Source organism: Halopseudomonas sp., from assembly GCF_047631575.1.
Classification (GTDB): domain Bacteria; phylum Pseudomonadota; class Gammaproteobacteria; order Pseudomonadales; family Pseudomonadaceae; genus Halopseudomonas.
This window is the reverse complement of sequence record NZ_JBLIAB010000002.1, coordinates 238,415-256,211: the sequence shown is the minus strand read 5'-3', so window position 1 is coordinate 256,211 and position 17,797 is coordinate 238,415. Positions and strand designations below refer to the sequence as shown.

The following is a 17,797-nucleotide window of genomic DNA, read 5'->3' as shown; positions in this document are numbered from 1 at the left end:
TTTGATGCTTTCTTCGAGCCTGATCGCTGTTATTCTCTGTTCAGGCCAACAGCTCGTCCACGAGCGGCTCTTCAGCGAATAACAAGAGGCCGGTGACACCCGGCCCGGGCGAATCAGGATGACTGACCTTATGAATATGAAAGGCGGTGCCATTATCCCTATCGCAGCCAGTGAAATGGCTGGAGATACTGCGCAGCCGGGTAATGATGTTCCACTTCTGCTTTCCACTAAACTCAACCCGCCACGCCTGGGCCGGGGCATTCTGCCCAGATCCAGGCTAGAAGGCATGGCCGACCAGGTAGCTGAACGGCGCCTGTCGCTCCTGAAAGGGCCGCCGGGATTTGGCAAAACAACACTGGCCACCATATGGGCTGACCGACTGGGGTCACGGGGTCATACTGTAGCCTGGTTGTCGCTCGACGAGGAAGACGAGTCAATCCAGCGTGTGTTGTTCTATCTGGCTGCAGCCCTTAGTCACGTTGCCCCCGAAGTGGGTCGGGCCTGCCTCAGTTTGCGCGGTGAGCTCACCTTCTTCAGCATGGAGACGCTCGCCAGTCTGCTGATTAACGAATTGAGTCGTTACGGTCGCCCGGTTGTGTTGTTTATAGATGACTTCCACCGGATCAGCGACACAGTACTCGTTGGCGCATTACGGTTTTTTCTGCAGCGCGCGCCCGATCTACTCAATGTAGTATTTATCGGTCGTCGCGAGCTGCCCAATGCGCTTCTGGAACATGTCTATGCCGATGATCTGCTTGAGGTGGGTGCCAACGAGCTTCGCTTCACCCTGGACGAAACCCGGGATTTGCTGAAGAAAGCCGGTCTGGAGCTGGAGCAGGCCACTGATTTGAGTGCAATTCAGCAAGGTACGGGCGGCTGGATTGCACCCCTTCGTGCTTTTTTACTGGCCCCGCAGATCAGCCCCGAAGGCCGTCCGCGTTTGGCTACCCGCAGCATTTGCATGCTGTTTGATGAGGTCATCCAATCGTTGGACGCCACCAGTCGTGAGCACCTGTTCAAGCTCGGTCTTCTGGATAAATTCAACAGCGCCTTGTTGATCGAGCTTTTTGGTGCGGCAAGAGCTCGGCAGATGCTGACACTCCTGCAGCAGCGGCAGTTGTTTATCAGTGCGCTGGATACCCGGGAGAGTTGGTTCGACTTGCATCCGCTTTTTCGCAGCTATCTGAGAAAAGAGTGTATAGAGCAAGATGATATGGCCGCCCGGGATCTGCTGTTGCGGGCGGCGTGTTGGTTCGCCGAACAGGAACAGTGGCTGGATGCGATTCGTCTGGGCCTTGAAAGCGGGCACACCGAGCAGGTGCGCGACTGGATCAACCGCTGCGCCATGGACCTGCTCGAGCAAGGCGATTTTACAACTCTGGTTATGCTTGAGAAGCGCTGGAATTTGCAGGCATTTGATGCGCCGATTCAGTTGAAGATGGCTCGCGCCTGGGCCATGGGGTTAGCGTTGGAGGTTGACGCCGCGCAAACATTGCTCATCGACATTCAAACCGAAATGGCTATTGATGGCTCCTCGGAAAAGACACCTATTTATTGGGAAATGCAGGCGCTTCATGCCATGCTGTTGGGTTTGGCCGATCACAATGAACAGTCAGGCATTCTGGCCAGCGTTTGTTTTGAAGCGATACCCCATCGAAGCTGGGTGACCAATGTGTTGCTCAACCTGATGAGCTGCAGTCACTACCATGCCAGCCGGTGGGACGCCTTTTATACCTTACCGCCTAATTTGCAGGACAGCCGTCAGGTATCTAATCTCCTGTTTCACGATTGCTACAGGCAGTCTATTCGTGCTTTGGCAGAGTCAGCTCAGGGCAGGCTAGCCCCGGCTGAGGAGTGTCTGCATAGTTTGCTGGCGCGTATTAAAAAAACATTCAGTCTCAGTGGAAACAGACCAAACCCTGCATTGGTGTCCTTGCCGCATGCAATGCTCGCGCAGTTGGCCTATTTGCGCGGAGATCGCCAGCTGGCTGAATCCCATCTAGCCGAATGTATGGACTTCATTGCCATGGGTGGCTTTCTAGACTGTATGTCCGCCGCCTATTGCACCAGTGCGCGCTTGCAGTGGCGTCAGGGATTTGCGGCGCGTGCCCGGCGCACCTTGGAACAGCTTGATGTGCTGGCAGCGCAGCGTAACTGGACACGACTGCGCGCTAAGGTTTTGCTCGAACGCATCTGGTTGAGTTTGCGCGACGGAAAGTCGCGTGAAGCTATTGCCTGCAGCCATTATCTGTCAGAGCATGCGCTGGTGCCTGACGATGATGTCAGCCTAGACCGCCGAGTATACGCGCAGCTTGGTGCTCTCTGGCTGGCAATGAACGGGTTGGAGTTACGTTCCGGGCTACTTGATGCCAGTGAAACTCTGCTCCAGCAGCTTGAATCAAGACAGCTGCAAGTCATGTATGCGGAGCTGGCTCTGGCCCTCGGTGTTGTGCATTGCATACAGGGCAATCGCGACCGGGGCGAAAAGTTGCTGAATGAGGTGCTCGCTCTGACCTGCGAGACTGGCGCTGTCAGTGTGTTGCAGGATCTGCCCGTACAGGATCTGTGCAGTTTGCTGGTTGGCAAGGTATCTGATCAGTGGTGGGTGGGTGCAGGCGCTTTGTTCAGGAATAATCTGGCTGAGGAGTGCGCAGTGGATGTATGCAACGCAGCGCTGCTCGAATTGACCGTTAAGGAGCGGCAGGTGATGCATCTGGTAGCGGAGGGGAAGTCGAACAAACAGATCGCCCGCGACCTTAATGTCACACCAGAGACAATCAAGTCACACATGAAAAGCATTTTTGCCAAGCTCAAGGTAGACAGCCGCGCCCAGGCAGCAGTCATGTTGCAAGCTGGATGAAGTTGAAAAGTTAGCTAAAGAAGAGGAGCAGAGAAAAAACCGCCGCCTTGCATGAGCAGGGCGGCGGGCAAGCAGGTTAGCGAATACCCGAGGCGCGTAATGCGTTAGGGGTGTAGTCGGCCGAAGCCGCTTCGAAGTTGGTGTCGTAGTTCTCACGTTCTTCGTTTGTCATACCCAGAGCTACGTAGCGACCGTTCTGCAGGTCATATAGGGTCTCGACAGCATAGCTGGGGATTTTCTCGTCATAACGCTGAAGTGCGATTGCCTCGGCAACACGCCACAAACCGCCACGGCCATCGTAGTGATCCAGGGATGCAACCTGCCAGTTATCTTCGTTGATGAAGAAGTGACGCTTGGCATACACGTGGCGCTGACCTTCTCGTAGTGTAGCTTCAACTTCCCACACCCGGTGTTTCTCGTAGCGCACCAGATCCTGGTTGATGTGACCCGGTTGGATAATCTGGTCGTACTTGATATCCGGTGAGCCAATCTTGTAGTTGTTGTACGGAATCAACATCTCACGCTTGCCAATGAGCTTCCAGTTGTAACGGTCTGGTGAACCGTTATAGAAGTCATAGTTGTCGGAGGTGCGGGTACCGTCGGAGCCAAATGCTGGGCCGTCATAAGCTACCTGAGGTGCCCGGCGTACGCGGCGTTGGCCAGCATTATAGATCCATGCCAGACGAGGTTCCTTGACCTGGTTGATGAACTCGTGAACCAGCAGTACGTCACCGGCCAAACGCGATGGCGATAGCACGCGCTGGGTAAAGTAGAACATCAAGTTGTCACTGGTTTCCGGGCCGTAGTCAGTCAACGCCGTTGCGAAGGTAAACTCGTCCTTGAACACGACCATGGTGTTGGAGCCGTTGGCCTGCGGTGTGGCTTGGGCAATGGTGCGGCTGAAGCTGCCACCGCGGTAACGGGTAATGTGATTCCAAACGGCCTCTACGCCAGTTTTCGGGATCGGGAAGGGGTATGCCGTATCAAAATTCTGTAGACCATTACCACCTTCGACGGTAACCGTGTTCACAGCATTGCGTGCGACGGCAGCAAATACCTCATCAGGCACAGTATTACTGCGTCGTGATGGATATACATGCATACGGTAGGTTTCCGGATAGCGGGTAAACATCGCTTTCTGGCCTGGGCTGATCTGGTCGGCGTACTGCTCCATGTTATCGGCCGTTACGGTGAATAGTTCCTGGTCACTCGCATAGGGGTCCGAGAAAAAGCCGTTTTCAGTTACGGGTGCAGCATCGGTCGGCAATCCGCCGGTCCACTCCGGAATAGTACCTTCAGCGTTACCTGCACGCTCGGCACCCATGGGTGTCAGCGTGGTTTGCAGGGTTGCTGCCTCCTCAGGGGAAACAGCCGCCGATACCGCCAGTGCCAGGCTGCTCAGAGCCAGTACAGCAAAGGTTTGGCGACCCAGGTTCTTGATTGATCTCATATTATTCTCCATCCAGGTCAGAAGTTCACGCCAACGCTCATGGCAACGAAGTCACGATCACCCATGGCGCTGTAATCACCGCCGAAGAAGTTCGTGTAGTTGATGCTGGCGTTGTATTTGTTGTTGTATAGAGCGTTCAAACCAATGCTTGCCGCTTTGGAACCTTCGTTAAAGTTAGGACCATAGCCTTCCACGTCCCAAGAAAAAGCAGCGTTTGGCGTCAACTGAACACCAGCAAAACCCCGATAATCAAGTGATGCCACAGTGCGCAGGCCCCAAGAATGCTGGGTGTAGAAGCCATCACCGTCACAATACTGGGGTTGAGCGGTGTTTAAACCCTGGCATACACCAGCAATGGGCAGTTCGCCTGAGCCAAAGATTGAATCCCTGCCAAAGCGCAGTTCGGTTGGACTGCTTTTGATGCCACCAATGTGGTTGTAACCGACTTCGCCTACCAGGGTTAGACGATCAGCACCCCAGATGTTCTCGACAAAGCTGATCAATGTCATCTGAGCTTGGGTAACAGGCATCCGCTTATACCCTGGCAAATCTGTACCTGGCGTCGCGGCTACGCCAAAAGTAGTTCCGCCCACTCCCTGGGAGTTAACTGGTGTTACAGGGTTGCCTGCTGACGCCCCAACAAGATCGTTGCTGCTGATTTGTAGCGGCTGGTTTGGTCGGTAGCTTACTTCGCCAGATACCGCTACCCCTGCAACGTTGGTCTGGAAGCTGACACCATAAAGGCGAATATCTTCAGGGTACTCAACATAGTAAGCAGCATCTAATGGTATTTCCCAGGCATTGGTATCATTATTGAAACCAAACCCACCAGCGTTAGGCGCTCCTGTACCAGCAGTGCTGCTGAAAATAGGGAGGCGACTATGGAAGTTCATCGCGAACAAGCCAAACTCGGTCTGGTTGAGTTCTTCTACGTAGTAACGAAAGGCAGCACCAAATTGACCGCTGTCTCGCGCTTCGCGATTTTCTGTACGTGGTACATAAACAAAAGGATTGGAGGGTGAGTTTGCATCGGCTTGAGATCCAGCTGCGCCAACCTGGTTACACCCTTTTGCTACCGAGTCTGTGAACGAGAAAAACGTTCCACAGTTATCTAGAACGGTTGGGTCCCATTCGAGCTGGTAAAAAGCTTCCATACCGAGGTTGTCGGTCAGACTTTGCGACACAAAGAGCATGCTGACCGGAATCAGACCTTCCTTAATTTCGGCACCCGGGCGCCGGAACGCAGCCACGTCGATTGGGTTGATGCTGTTTATGCTATTCTGAATAAAGGTACTTTCACCCCAGCTGACTACTTGCTTGCCGACGCGTACTGACCCTGGCAGATTGCCAATGTTGTAGTTGTGATAAATAAATGCATCGAGAATTTGACCGCCAGAAGATTTTGCTGCTTGTCGCTTGCCGCTGTCATTGATGTCGTACAACTCGCGACTGCCATCCTTGGTTTCGAAGTCATACCAGTATTTGCCACGTACAAACACACCGGTACTGTCGTATTGAAATGACAGGTCATGGTTTGCTTTGAAAATGGTCGAGAAGGGTTCACCCTTTTTGAAATTAAGTCGGCCGTCGTCCGAGTTGGCTGCGTTAGCATTGCCACCGTTGCCTGCCCAGATCAGATCATCATCGATGTCGCTGGTACCTATGCTGGTGCCCACTGACATCTGCGAATCAAATTGACCCTGAATTTCACCCATATCAAAACGTACAGCATGGGCTGGGAGAGAGATGGCTACCGCTACAGCCACGGTTAATGGCTTGAGCAAAGCAGAGAAAGATTGCGTTTTTGTTGTTCTAGTCATGGTATTCCTCGCGCCGGGCGCTTGTTGTTATTTGGAACCCTTGGCAAGTGCATGCTGGCTATAAGTTGCCTTCCTGATGGTCTGCCATGCAGGCCACCGCACTGCATACGACACTAGTCGCCTGCATGATCGTGATGTACCCCCCTAATGGGGGGTATGCCTGGGGGGAGAGGGCTAGATAAAGGCCGTAATAGATACGTTGCGGTGTGGACTGCGGGTTACAAACTGGGTTTGAACCCGGATAATGAGTTCATTACACAAGGAGAACTATTCATGGCTCTAACCGATACACAGATCCAGCTTGCCGGTGTCAGCGTTACTCTTCTGCTGGTCTGGGGTATCACTGTCTGGCTGCAGATGCGTCGCCAGGGATTGCTGAAGCGGGAGCTTGATGAAGCACAGCGGCAGGCGGAGGTGCAACGGGATGCGTATCGAAGGCTGCAGCTGGATGTTCACCAGCACGAGAATGAGCGCACGGGGCTGGAGGTGCGCCTTGAGCATTTGCAGGCGAGTAGTGCCGCCTTGCGCGACCAGCACGCAAGCCAGCAGCTCAGGCAGGCTGAGGCTGAGCGCCAGGCCCATGACTGGCAGGTACGGTCTGAGAAAGCCCAGACCCGCTGCGAGGAGCAGGCCCGTCAATTGGAGGAGGGTCGCAGTGAGCGTGATGTACTCAATACCCGCCTGCAGTTTTTACAGGTTAATCATGAAGCATTGGGTATTGAGCACTCGACGTTGAAAAACACCCTTGAACATCGTCAGCAACACTTTACCGAGCAACAGCAACTGCTCAAGGACAGTCGAGATCAGCTGAAAATGGAATTCGAGCAATTGGCCAGTCGGATATTCGAAGCCAAGGGCCAGGCCTTTTCCAAGCAAAGCCAGCAATCACTGGATAACCTACTCAAACCCTTTCGCGAGCAGATCGATCAGTTCCGCCTCAAGGTAGAAGATATTCATCATAAAGACACTCAGCAGCAGGCCACGTTGGCCAGCGAGCTTAATCATCTCAAAGAGCTCAACCGACAGATCACTCAGGAAGCCCACGATCTAAGCACTGCCCTGAGAGGCCAGAAGAAAACCCAGGGGAACTGGGGCGAGCTTATTCTGGAGAACGTGCTGGAGCGCTCCGGCCTGATTGCCGGCAAGGATTTCAAGCGCGAAGTGAGCATGGTTAACAGCGACGGCCAGCGGCAGCGTCCGGATGTGTTGGTTTATCTGCCCCAGAGAAAACACCTGATTATCGACGCCAAGGTGTCGCTTAACGCCTATACACGCTATATAAATAGTGAAGACGATAACGAGCGGCGTATCGCGCTGGCAGAGCATGTACAGGCTGTCGGTCAGCGCATCCGAGAACTGGCTGACCGTAACTACTTCGACCTGCCAGGACTTAATGCACCGGAGATGGTTTTCATGTTCATCCCGATAGAGTCGGCCTTTGTCGAAGCCCTTAAGGCAGACGAAAGTTTATTTCAAAAAGCGATTGAGCAGAATGTGCTGGTCGCGACGCCAACTACATTGCTGACCAGTCTGAACATCGTGCGTCAGCTCTGGCGTTTCGAAGATCAGAACCGCCATACAGCCGAACTTGCTGAACGCGCTGCTAAGGTGCACGACAAGTTGCGTACTTTCCTGGGCAGTATGGACGGCATCGGCAAGAGCTTGGAAAGAGCCACCGAGGCCTATCAGAAAGCCTGCGATCAGCTGGTTGATGGGCGTGGAAATCTGGTAAAGCAGGTTAATGATTTCAAAGAGTTAGGTGTTTCTGTTAAAACAGAATTGAGCGAGACATGGCGCGACAAAGCAGATCTTGAGCTGGGTCACGACGCTCCCGTAGCCCCGCGCTGACCAGCCCTCTCAGCTCGCCCTGATCCTTAGCGGCGTATAGACTGAGGATCACATGAGTCGCGGGAAGCACACATGGACGTACTAAAACAGAGCGCGTTGTTTGTCCGCGCGAATCTATGGATAGTCCCTCTGATAGCGGTTCTTGTTTGGATGTTTTTTTGTTTTTTAGATCCCGCGCCGCGCCGCGATAAAGGCAGCGGCACCTATGCGGTTGTTCGTAGTCTGTTCCAGACACAGGACACCCCGGCACAGTTTGAGGAACTGGATGGCGGTAACTGGCAGATGTTATCGAGCGCCTGCATCGTCTCCAGGACGAGCTGACCCAAGTTGATGTATCTCTCTCCTATGCCCACGAGCTATACAGTCTGCATTTGCATGTGCGCTATATGATCAACCGCCTGGAAGCCATGCGTGCCGGCAATCTAACCCCTCAGGGTGATGCGTTGGCTGACTGATGCATGACGAAGTCGTGCACTTCGTCTACAACCGGCTCCCACCATTGGAAGGGTTTTGCCATGACCAGAATAATGGTCAGGTGATGGAGAGACTCATAATAGTGAGTCTCGACACTGACGTCGGCCTTGTGCAGTGCCTCGGCGAGCTGGCGGGTGTTGCGCTCGGGATCCACCAGCTTGTCCGGGGTTGCCGCCATTAGCAGAGCGGGTGGGCTTTGCGGGCTGACGTGATAAAAGGGCTGTGACTGCTTCGGCGTACGGGGATGGTGAAAAATGGGTTTGACGTCGGGGTTGATGATCGGCAGAAATTCATAGGGCCCCGACAGTCCGATCCAGCCCGCTAGCATGCCGGGATCAAGGTCGTGCGCTGCAAGCCAGCGCTTGTCCAGTGCAATCATCGCAGCATTGTAGGCTCCCGCGCTGTGACCCATCACAAACAGAGATTGCGGCTGCGCTTGCCAGTCTTGCTGGTGTGTTCGAGTCCAGGCTGTTGCTGCCGCGCTGTCCTGTACAAAAGCGGGATAAGTGACCTCAGGGTACACACGGTAATCGGCTACAACAGTAATGATGCCGCGCGAGGCCAACGCTTCCCCGACAAAGGCATAATCTGCGCGATCACCACTGCGCCAACTGCCGCCGTAAAAAAATACGACGACGGGTGCTTCGTCCAACCCAACGACAGGCAAATACACATCGAGCATTTGTCGTTCATTATCACCATAGGGCTGATCGGCAAGAAGTCTGTAGGTATCCTCTCCAATGACAGCGTTTACCGGAGCCAGGGGTGAGCAACCCATGATGATAACGATTAGTACAGCCAGAAAAAATGGTACTGCGGGTCTGGGCATTGAACGGATTCTCATAACATGATGTGACTTGAGCATGGCCTAGACTCGCCCGAGAGCAATCGGCAAGCTGTTACAAACCGTTGCACATCGCTTTCATGGTATGCATAGGGACCCTAAGATGCCACGTGCTGCAGTCAATACAAAACCAAAAAGGATGGACCATGAAGGATGTGCTGAACCGTGCGTTGGCCGCAGTCGATCAGGTAGTAATGGGCAAGGAGCACGCAGTGAAACTCGCCATTGCATGCATCCTGGCGAAGGGCCATCTGCTGATCGAGGATTTGCCTGGCATGGGCAAGACCACATTGTCCCAAGCTCTGGCGCGCGTGATGGGTATGAGCTACCAGCGCATTCAGTTCACCAGTGATTTGTTGCCCGGTGACATTCTTGGGACTTCAGTATTTGATCGCAATACAGCCCAATTCGTTTTTCATCCCGGTCCTATATTTGCCGAGTTGGTTTTGGCTGATGAGATCAATCGTGCGACACCGAAAAGTCAGAGCGCACTGCTCGAGGCCATGGAAGAGCATCAGGTGACTGTGGACGGCGCTACCAGAAAGCTGCCGGATCCCTTTTTTGTGATCGCCACGCAGAACCCTGTCTCCCAGATGGGCACCTATGCATTGCCTGAATCGCAGCTTGACCGCTTTCTGATGCGGCTGTCTTTGGGCTACCCGACGCCTAGCGCCGAAAAAACCCTACTTTTGGGTGAGGATCGTAACGCCAGATTGGATCGAGTCGAGGCCGTGCTTGATCGCGCTACGCTGAAGACGTTGCAGGATAGCCTTCCGGCTATAACCGCGAGCCCGGCGATCATCGATTATATTCTGCGTCTGGTTAATCGCACCCGGGAAAGCCAGGCATGTGCATGGGGGCTATCCCCTCGAGCGAGCCTGGGTTTGTTGGCGGCATCCAGAGCCTGGGCGATGCTTGAACATCGCAGTTATGTTATACCCGAGGACGTTCAGGCAATTTTGCCTGCGGTGGTGGGCCACCGTCTGCGCGCCAGTGAAGACCCTACGGGTCACGGCGGCGGAGGGTTGGCCCAGTGGCTACTGAACGAGGTGGAGGTCGTTTGATCTCCCTGGGTCGACGCGCGCGAGGTCTGTTCGATAAATGGCTCAAGCGTCGTATTCCGTCAGCTCCGCAGATAAAACTATCGCATCGACAGATATTCATCGTGCCGACACGTTCTGGCCTGGCTCTGTTGTTGTTGTTAGTTATTATGCTGATCGGCGCTATCAACTATCAGAATAGTCTGGTGTATGCCGTCACTTTTTTGCTGGGTAGTCTGTTTTGGGTCTCGCTGCATCATACCTATCGCAATCTGGCCAGTCTGGAAGTGCATACCGCTGGCGGCATGCCCGTGTTCGCCGGTGAAATGGCGCCGCTTGACATGAATGTGATCGCGCCACGCCGCGAACATCAGGCGCTGGTGTTCAGTTGGCCTGCAGCCCAGCGGCGCCAAGTTGATGTGGCCAACGGTAGCGAGACACGCCTCACCCTGTACCATCCAACCCATTCTCGGGGCTGGTTCAGGCCCGGTCGGCTGCGCATCGAAACCCGTTATCCGCTAGGTTGGTTTGTTGCCTGGAGTCTGGTTGACCTTGATTGGAAAGTATTGGTCTACCCCAGAGTCATTCCGATCCCCTTGCCAGCTCTCGCAGCCGGAGGAGAAGGGGATACGGAAAATCAGATGGTCGAGGGCACTGATGATTTTCAGGGTCTGCGCGATTATCAGCCGGGGGATTCCCGTCGTCGTCTAGATTGGCGGGCCTACTCGCGCGGCCAGGGACTTCACACGAAGGTGTTCGCCGAACCGCTGCAGAGCACCCAGTTACTGGACCTGGCCAATACCCCTGGAGCCAATCTCGAGCAATGCCTGAGCCATCTTGCTGGCTGGGTCACGCAGTTGGAGCTTACGGGCCAACCCTACGGACTCCAGCTGGACACCTTGCATATCGCGCCTGGCTCGGGCGAACGGCACCGTGATCAGTGCCTACGTGCGCTAGCGCTGTATGGAAGTAAGCTATGAAACGATTAACGGGTAAGGCGAATGCACTGATTCCACGCAATAGCCTGGCGTGGTTGCTGACGGCGCAGATCGTTGTACTCTTGCCCCACCTGCCGCGTCTGCCCCTTTGGGTCTCTGCCCTCTGGATCGGTTGTGCGCTCTGGCGTATACAGATTCAACGGATGCGCTGGAATTATCCAGGGTCGATATTCAAAACTGCTGGCATCGTACTGATAACATTGGGTGTATGGCTGACCGAAGGAACCCTGATAGGCCTGGATGCGGCAGTGATGCTGCTACTGTTGCTCTTCATGTTCAAGTTGCTGGAAATGCGCACTCCGCGTGACGCGATAGTGGTGATCTACCTGGGCTTTTTCATTATTGCCACTGCGTTTCTGTTTAACCAGTCTATTGTCCTGACGGTATATCAGCTCTTTTCGCTGTTGGTTCTAATTGCGTCTTTGGTTGGTCTGCAGCAAACAGCTGGTCGCAACGACCCATCTCGCGCCTTGCGCACGGGGTCAGTCCTGTTGCTCCAGGCTGTGCCGTTGATGATTGTGTTGTTTCTGTTCTTTCCTCGCTTGGGACCTCTTTGGGCGGTCAATGCGCCTGGGCAAAGTGCGATCACCGGTCTGGCGGAGAGCATGTCGCCGGGGGATATTGCCGACCTTGCCCGTTCCGGTGAACTGGCTTTTCGGGTTCAATTCGAGGGGGAAATTCCCGCTCATAAAACGCTCTACTGGCGGGCGCTGACGCTGTCCAGCTTCGATGGGCGCAGCTGGAGTCATCTGGACTTTGCATCGCGACCGGAGCCCCAGGCATGGGAGCCGCAAGGGGAGCCAATTACCTATCAGGTCACCACCCGTGCGACTCAGCAGCCCTGGGTATTTAGTCTGCGCGGGGCTACCAGTGAGGACGAGAGGCTGCAGCTGACCCGGGACTATTTGCTGCGTGCCCGCCGGCCAATTGCTGAGACCACCAGCTACCAAGCTACCTCCCGACAGCAGAGCTTGCTTGAGCCAGCGGGACTGACACCTATGCAGCAACGTCTATACACGCTGTTGCCAGAGGAATCTGACCCGCGCAGCCGTGCATTTGCCGCGCAGCTGCGTCGTGAGTACGCGGAAGACGGCGAGCTGGTTCAGGCCTTGCTTCGCTTTTTCAATCAAGAGCCGTTCTACTACACTTTGCGCCCCGACACCCTTGGGTTACATACCAATGACGAGTTTCTATTTGACTCGCGTCGTGGTTTTTGTGCGCATTTTGCTGGAGCTATGACCTTTGTGCTTCGTGCAGCGGGTATTCCGGCAAGAATCGTGGCGGGCTATCAGGGAGGCGAGGTCAATCCGGCTGGCAATTATGTACTGGTGCATCAGTTTGATGCTCATGCCTGGGTTGAAGCATGGCTGCCCGGTCGGGGTTGGGTGTCGGTCGACCCGACCTTTCAGGTAGCCCCGGAACGGATCGAGCGTGGTATCCAGGCGGCGCTTGAGGGTGAGGGAAGCTTTCTTGAAGATTCGCTCCTCTCTGGTGCCCGCTATCGCAACATCAACTGGATCAATTCAGTAAGGCTAGGTTGGGATGATATCAATTTTCAATGGCAATTGAGGGTGCTTGGATTTCAGTCCGACACGCAAAAAGGTTTTTTTCAACGCTGGCTGGGTACCACTGATTGGCAGCGCGTAGGCGTCATTTTGCTGGCTAGCGCAGCTTTGGTCATGATACCGCTGGCCCTCTGGATCCTGCGTCCAGAACGATTGCCTCAGGATTCTCGACGCAGAGCCTGGGCCCGCCTGGATCGACGGCTAAACCGTTTGCGCCTGCAAACCCGTCGTGGCGAAGGGCCTCGTGCCTGGCAAGCTCGGCTGAAAAGCGCGTTGCCGGGCTGTAGTACTGAAATTGATGCTTTTTTTGATGAGTATGTGCATCAGAGCTATGCTACTGGCAGCGCGAAGCCGGATCGCGTCATGCAGGCACGTCTTCGTGAGCGTGAGCAGGCATTGCGGCGCAGTTTGCCACGCAAAACTCCGCTCGGTGCTATCGAGCCAATATAAATGGGTTGTGTGCGGGGGGCTTTACTCCTGCTTATAATGCATTCTACGGCCTTCAAGGCCTCTCTATCAGGCAATGGAGCAATCATGCATCCTTTTAGTGCAATTAAACCGCCTCCGTTGGCTGTAGGTCTCGGCATCGCCGGGCTTATTCCATTTATCAGTGCGGCGCTTGGGCTTTGGGTGACCCCTGATGCATGGCGCGAACTGGTCATGAATGAGTTGCTCAACTATGCGGCCGTCATTCTGGCTTTTATGGGTGCGATCCATTGGGGGCTGGCAATGCGGGCGGATGAAACAAGTGCCCAGGCACCCGTGCAACTTGGGCTGTCGGTTATTCCGCCGCTGCTTGGCTGGGTCGCATTGAGTCTGCCGCTTGATCTAGCGTTACCGGTTTTCTTTGTAGCGTTTGGCGGGCTATATTTTGCAGACATCTGGGCGGTCAATCACGGTTTGGCGCCGGTCTGGTATCCGGCGTTACGCAAGCCATTGAGTGTCGTGGTAGTTGCGTCGCTGTTGATCGCCTGGCTGGCGACCTGGGTAAACAGATAGTCACCCGCTCAGGACTTCTTGACGAACTCCGATTTGAGTTTCATCGGGCCAATACCGTCTATTTTGCAATCGATATCGTGGTCGCCGTCGACCAGACGGATATTTTTCACCTTGGTGCCGACCTTGACCACAAGGGATGTGCCCTTGACCTTCAGATCCTTGATGACGGTAATCGAGTCGCCGTCAGTCAACGGGTTCCCATTGGCATCGTTGATCAACGCGCTTTTTTCCATAGCAACTTCAGCAGCGCCGGCAGACCACTCATAGCCACATTCCGGACAGACCATCATGGCTGCGTCTTGATAGGTGAATTCGGAATTACATTCAGGGCAGGGCGGTAAATCGCTCATGTCGTTCCTTAGGGTCAATCGGTTGGAAAAAAAGCGGGATAATGACCCTTCAACCTATCTGTGTCCAATCGAACTCCATTTCCCGTGCAATGGCGATGGCCAGTTCACCTCCCGCGGTTACCGATCAGGGACACCCGAAATAGTAGTGAACCACCTGCCGTTTAAAGTATCTCAATAAGAACGATCGCTCCAAAGAGTCGCGGTCTGTCTGGCAAAGCGCGCTCCTGAGCGGGCTCTGTAGGCGTAAATTGTTGAACAGAAAAAATCAGACAGGAGGTCTTTTGTGACGCAAACACCCCGGCGTATTCTGATCACGATTGCAGTGCTTTTGTTGTTGCTCTTGCTGGCATTGATACTGGGCGTCTTCACTCTCGAGTCGAAATGGGCTCGGGGTGTAGTGGAGCAGCAACTCAGCGAGCGCTTGGAGGGTCGGGACGTTGTCATCGGCAGCCATTCGATTGACTGGGGGTGGCCGCCGGTCATCCGTGCACAGGATATCACCATAGCCAATCCGCCCTGGGCCAGCCACGACAGCATGCTCGTGCTGGACGAAGTGACGATCACGCCGCAGATGGGCGCACTGATGCGCGGCAAGCTTGGTCTTCGCAAGATTGACCTGCAGCGACTTCAGGTACATCTGGCGCGCCGCGAAGACGGTAGCAGCAACTGGGCTCCGCTGATGCCCGAAAGTAGCGCAGAGGAGCCGACGCTGTTACCGCAGATATTGACCATTAAGGAAGGACTGCTGACCTATCAAGATGCTCTGCTCGATACCTCGATCACGCTCGACTTTAACACCACCGTTGATTCCGCCGGCGACCGTCAGCTTGTCGTTAGCGCAGAGGGCTACTGGCAGGATCGACCGTTGCAGTTCCAGACCTCGGGTGCGGCGCCCCTGCAGATTTTTGATGACGACGCTACCTACCCGCTGGAGCTCGAAGGGCAATTGGGCGATCTGCAGCTGGCCTTTTCCGGCGTTGCCCAGGACCCGCTGCAACCGCGCAATCTGAGCGGCACTCTGACCGCTTCGGCTCCGGCCTCGGCGGATATCGCTGGTCTACTGGGACGCCCGGACCTCAGAGTTCCCGAGTTCACACTGCAAGGTCTAATCGCCCGGGACGGCCAGCGTTGGACGCTTAAGGAGATTGATTTGCAGGTAGCTGATAATCATTTGACTGGCGAACTGATGCGCCAAGGCGGTAAGACGCCACGATACGAAGCTCGGCTGCGGGTTGATCAGTTGGATTTGAACCGCTGGGACGTGGTTGAGTACCTGAACGACAAGAACGACAAGAACGACAAGAACGGCAAGCAGGCAGAAGGGGTGCAAGAGATACCGCTGGCCGAGGGCCTAGCTGAGCAGCTGGCGGCGCTGCGCGGATTTCGTGGTTTTCAAGGAAAGCTTGACCTGTCTGTCGAGCAGCTGAACTATGCCGACGAGACTCTGAGCAATGTCGAGCTGCAGGGTAGCCTGAACAACAATCGAATCGAAATTCAGCAGCTGCAGGCAGTCCAAGGGGACGGGTCCGTGCGCCTCAGTGGTGAGGTTGATTTCGCGGATAAAGCAGTACAAGGGCGTATAGATGTTCGCTTCGAACAATGGCACCTCGGCCAGGCCCTCGCGGCATTCGGTCATGGCTCACTCGGCACGCTTCAGGGCGATTTGCAGGCGCACTTTGTTGATGGCGTGCTCACCCTGCGTAACAGTACCCTGGCCTACGATGCGCCAGCCCAGGAGCTCAGTGTGGAGCTCAATGCCGACATAGCGTATATCTCCAGCACAGATGCCCCTGGGGTGCATGTCGAAGGCAGCGGCATGCGTTTTGGCGAACCTTTCCGCTTTGATCTGCTGATGGGACCGCTCTTGGATATGACTGCGCCGGCCAAATCCTACCCGATCAAAGGTACGCTGGCATCTCGCGATAGTCACCTGAAGGTTGATGGCACGGTTACCGGTCCCTTACAACTGGTGGCCGTCGATGCCCAATTTACCCTTGAGGGCCCTAATCCCGCGCGTATCAACAAGCTAACCCAGTTAAGCCTGCCGTCTTTGCCGCCTTACCGTATAGAGGGCAGACTGCGCTGGCAGGACGATATCTTGAGACTGACAAACTTTACTGGCGGTTTCGGTGAAAGCGACTTGGCAGGAGACCTGCGGCTACGCCCGGGTGATCGACCTAAAATATGGGCGACGCTGCACTCACGCAACCTAAATTACGATGACTTGCGATTACTGTGGGGCAGCCCGCCCGATATCGGACCAGGCGAGGTGGCGTCATCCCGGCAGGAGCGCATGGCTCGGGAGCGGGCGCAGTCAGGACGTTTTTTCCCGGATACGTCGTGGAGCCTGGACGGCCTGAATCGAATGGACGCTGTTGTCAACTTTTCCGCGGACCATGTCAACGCCAAAGGCCTGCCGCTTCAAGAGCTGGCGCTAGAGCTTGAGCTACACAATGGTCGTCTGACGCTACTACCGCTGCAGTTCGGTCTTGGCGGTGGGACGGTAAAGAGCGCTATCCGCATTGATACCCAGCAGTCGCAGGTAAGCGGCATGCTTGATGCCTCTGCCAGGGGGGTCAATCTCAAGCCCTTATTGCGGGTAAACTTCCCCGATGTCGCAAGTGATTCTGCGGGTGTGCTCGGTGGAAAAGTGGATTTGAGTTTCTCGGGTCTTTCCATGGCGGACTTTATGGCAGGGGCGGACGGCCAGGTGGAGCTGGCTATGTCCGGTGGGCATTTGGACATGCTGGCAGTTGAGGTTCTGGGCATGGATGCAGGCGAAGCACTGGTGGCATACTTGGCGAAAGCCGATCAGGTACCGATCCGCTGCGCTTACTTGCGCTTTGAAAGTGTTCAAGGTCAAGCCAGTCTTGAGCAGCTTTTCATCGACACCGATGACAGTAACTTTACCGGAGGCGGCACTATCGATCTGCGCACAGAGCGGATAGACGTCGAAATGGAAAGCCACTCTAAGGATATGGGTTTTTTTTCTGGCAATTCTCCGGTTCAGCTGACAGGTACGCTTGGCCAACCCGTGGTGTCGATGACCAGTCCGGAGCTCCTGGCACGTGGCGTAGTCAGTGTCATCGGCCTGATCGTGGCACCTCCATTGGTGATTCTGCCCTGGCTCAATCCGGGGTTAGGTGAAGGGAAGGGTGCCGGCTGCGGCCAGGTACTCGAAGAATATCGAACACGGTAATACCCAAACCCGCCCAGGCCGGACATCCACGCGATAGCGCCTATTTAGCCTATGTGCCCGATGTCACCTTTACCTTGCGAACCGATATTGCCGGCGGCAAGTTCGTTTGTATCAGCGAGGCAGGGCCATTCCGACCTGAGAGTGGCCGAGGGAGCCGTCGTGCAGATTAATGTGTCAACGGCGATTGTGCTCCGAGCGACCAAAAGCGGGGCATTCGAACATTTCCGTATCTTGCCGGGGCACAAAGCTGCGGGCATGCTTGGCAAATTGATTGTGGGTAATCCCGAGGAGGAGCCCGCGAATGAGTACCCCGATCTTTCGATGGACCCTAATAAGGTTGGTGAGCCGGT

General features: G+C 55.0%; 12 protein-coding genes. 8 read left to right on the top strand and 4 right to left on the bottom strand.

All coding sequences use genetic code 11. From position 1 onward, the window contains the following. The first annotated feature begins 130 nt into the window (after positions 1-130). Entirely contained in the window at positions 131-2,860 is a 2,730-nt protein-coding gene (locus ACJAXR_RS05205; RefSeq protein WP_415057193.1) for a LuxR C-terminal-related transcriptional regulator, read from the top strand. Between the two features lie 76 nt (positions 2,861-2,936). Here ACJAXR_RS05205 and ACJAXR_RS05200 read toward each other — a convergent pair whose 3' ends face one another. Then, positions 2,937-4,310, bottom strand: coding sequence for a DUF1329 domain-containing protein (locus tag ACJAXR_RS05200; RefSeq protein WP_415057192.1), 1,374 nt, complete (start codon positions 4,308-4,310; stop codon positions 2,937-2,939). Positions 4,311-4,327: 17 nt separating this feature from the next. Further along, positions 4,328-6,130, bottom strand: a complete 1,803-nt coding sequence (locus ACJAXR_RS05195; protein WP_415057191.1) for a DUF1302 domain-containing protein — start codon at positions 6,128-6,130, stop codon at positions 4,328-4,330. Between the two features lie 273 nt (positions 6,131-6,403). On the opposite strand from ACJAXR_RS05195, the gene rmuC reads away from it, so the two are divergent. Both rmuC and ACJAXR_RS05185 read left to right on the top strand, forming a co-directional pair. Further along, entirely contained in the window at positions 6,404-7,978 is a 1,575-nt protein-coding gene (gene rmuC / locus ACJAXR_RS05190) for a DNA recombination protein RmuC (RefSeq protein ID WP_415057190.1), read from the top strand. Between the two features lie 72 nt (positions 7,979-8,050). Beyond that, on the top strand, positions 8,051-8,299 hold the full coding sequence (locus tag ACJAXR_RS05185; RefSeq protein ID WP_415057189.1) for a hypothetical protein: 249 nt from the start codon (positions 8,051-8,053) through the stop codon (positions 8,297-8,299). A gap of 109 nt (positions 8,300-8,408) precedes the next feature. Here ACJAXR_RS05185 and ACJAXR_RS05180 read toward each other — a convergent pair whose 3' ends face one another. Continuing rightward, the gene (locus ACJAXR_RS05180; RefSeq protein ID WP_415057188.1) at positions 8,409-9,281 is read right to left on the bottom strand and encodes an alpha/beta hydrolase; all 873 of its coding nucleotides are present in this window, start codon (positions 9,279-9,281) and stop codon (positions 8,409-8,411) included. A gap of 161 nt (positions 9,282-9,442) precedes the next feature. On the opposite strand from ACJAXR_RS05180, the gene ACJAXR_RS05175 reads away from it, so the two are divergent. The 4 genes from ACJAXR_RS05175 to ACJAXR_RS05160 all read left to right on the top strand — a co-directional run bounded on the left by ACJAXR_RS05175 (position 9,443) and on the right by ACJAXR_RS05160 (position 13,898). Further along, a complete protein-coding gene (locus tag ACJAXR_RS05175; protein WP_415057187.1) occupies positions 9,443-10,360 on the top strand; it encodes an AAA family ATPase in 918 nt (305 codons plus the stop codon). Beyond that, positions 10,330-11,316 (top strand): DUF58 domain-containing protein, encoded by a 987-nt coding sequence (locus ACJAXR_RS05170; RefSeq protein WP_415057186.1) that lies wholly within the window; start codon positions 10,330-10,332, stop codon positions 11,314-11,316. The genes ACJAXR_RS05175 and ACJAXR_RS05170 overlap by 31 nt, the downstream gene beginning before the upstream one ends. After that, entirely contained in the window at positions 11,313-13,349 is a 2,037-nt protein-coding gene (locus ACJAXR_RS05165; protein ID WP_415057185.1) for a transglutaminaseTgpA domain-containing protein, read from the top strand. Before ACJAXR_RS05170 ends, ACJAXR_RS05165 begins: the two co-directional genes overlap by 4 nt. An 84-nt stretch (positions 13,350-13,433) precedes the next feature. Next, entirely contained in the window at positions 13,434-13,898 is a 465-nt protein-coding gene (locus tag ACJAXR_RS05160) for a DUF3429 domain-containing protein (RefSeq protein ID WP_415057184.1), read from the top strand. A gap of 8 nt (positions 13,899-13,906) precedes the next feature. Here the strand turns inward: ACJAXR_RS05160 and ACJAXR_RS05155 are convergent, their stop codons facing one another. Then, on the bottom strand, positions 13,907-14,248 hold the full coding sequence (locus ACJAXR_RS05155) for a zinc ribbon domain-containing protein YjdM (RefSeq protein ID WP_415057183.1): 342 nt from the start codon (positions 14,246-14,248) through the stop codon (positions 13,907-13,909). 283 nt (positions 14,249-14,531) lie between these two features. On the opposite strand from ACJAXR_RS05155, the gene ACJAXR_RS05150 reads away from it, so the two are divergent. Then, positions 14,532-17,447, top strand: a complete 2,916-nt coding sequence (locus ACJAXR_RS05150) for an AsmA family protein (RefSeq protein WP_415057182.1) — start codon at positions 14,532-14,534, stop codon at positions 17,445-17,447. Positions 17,448-17,797: the final 350 nt, after the last annotated feature.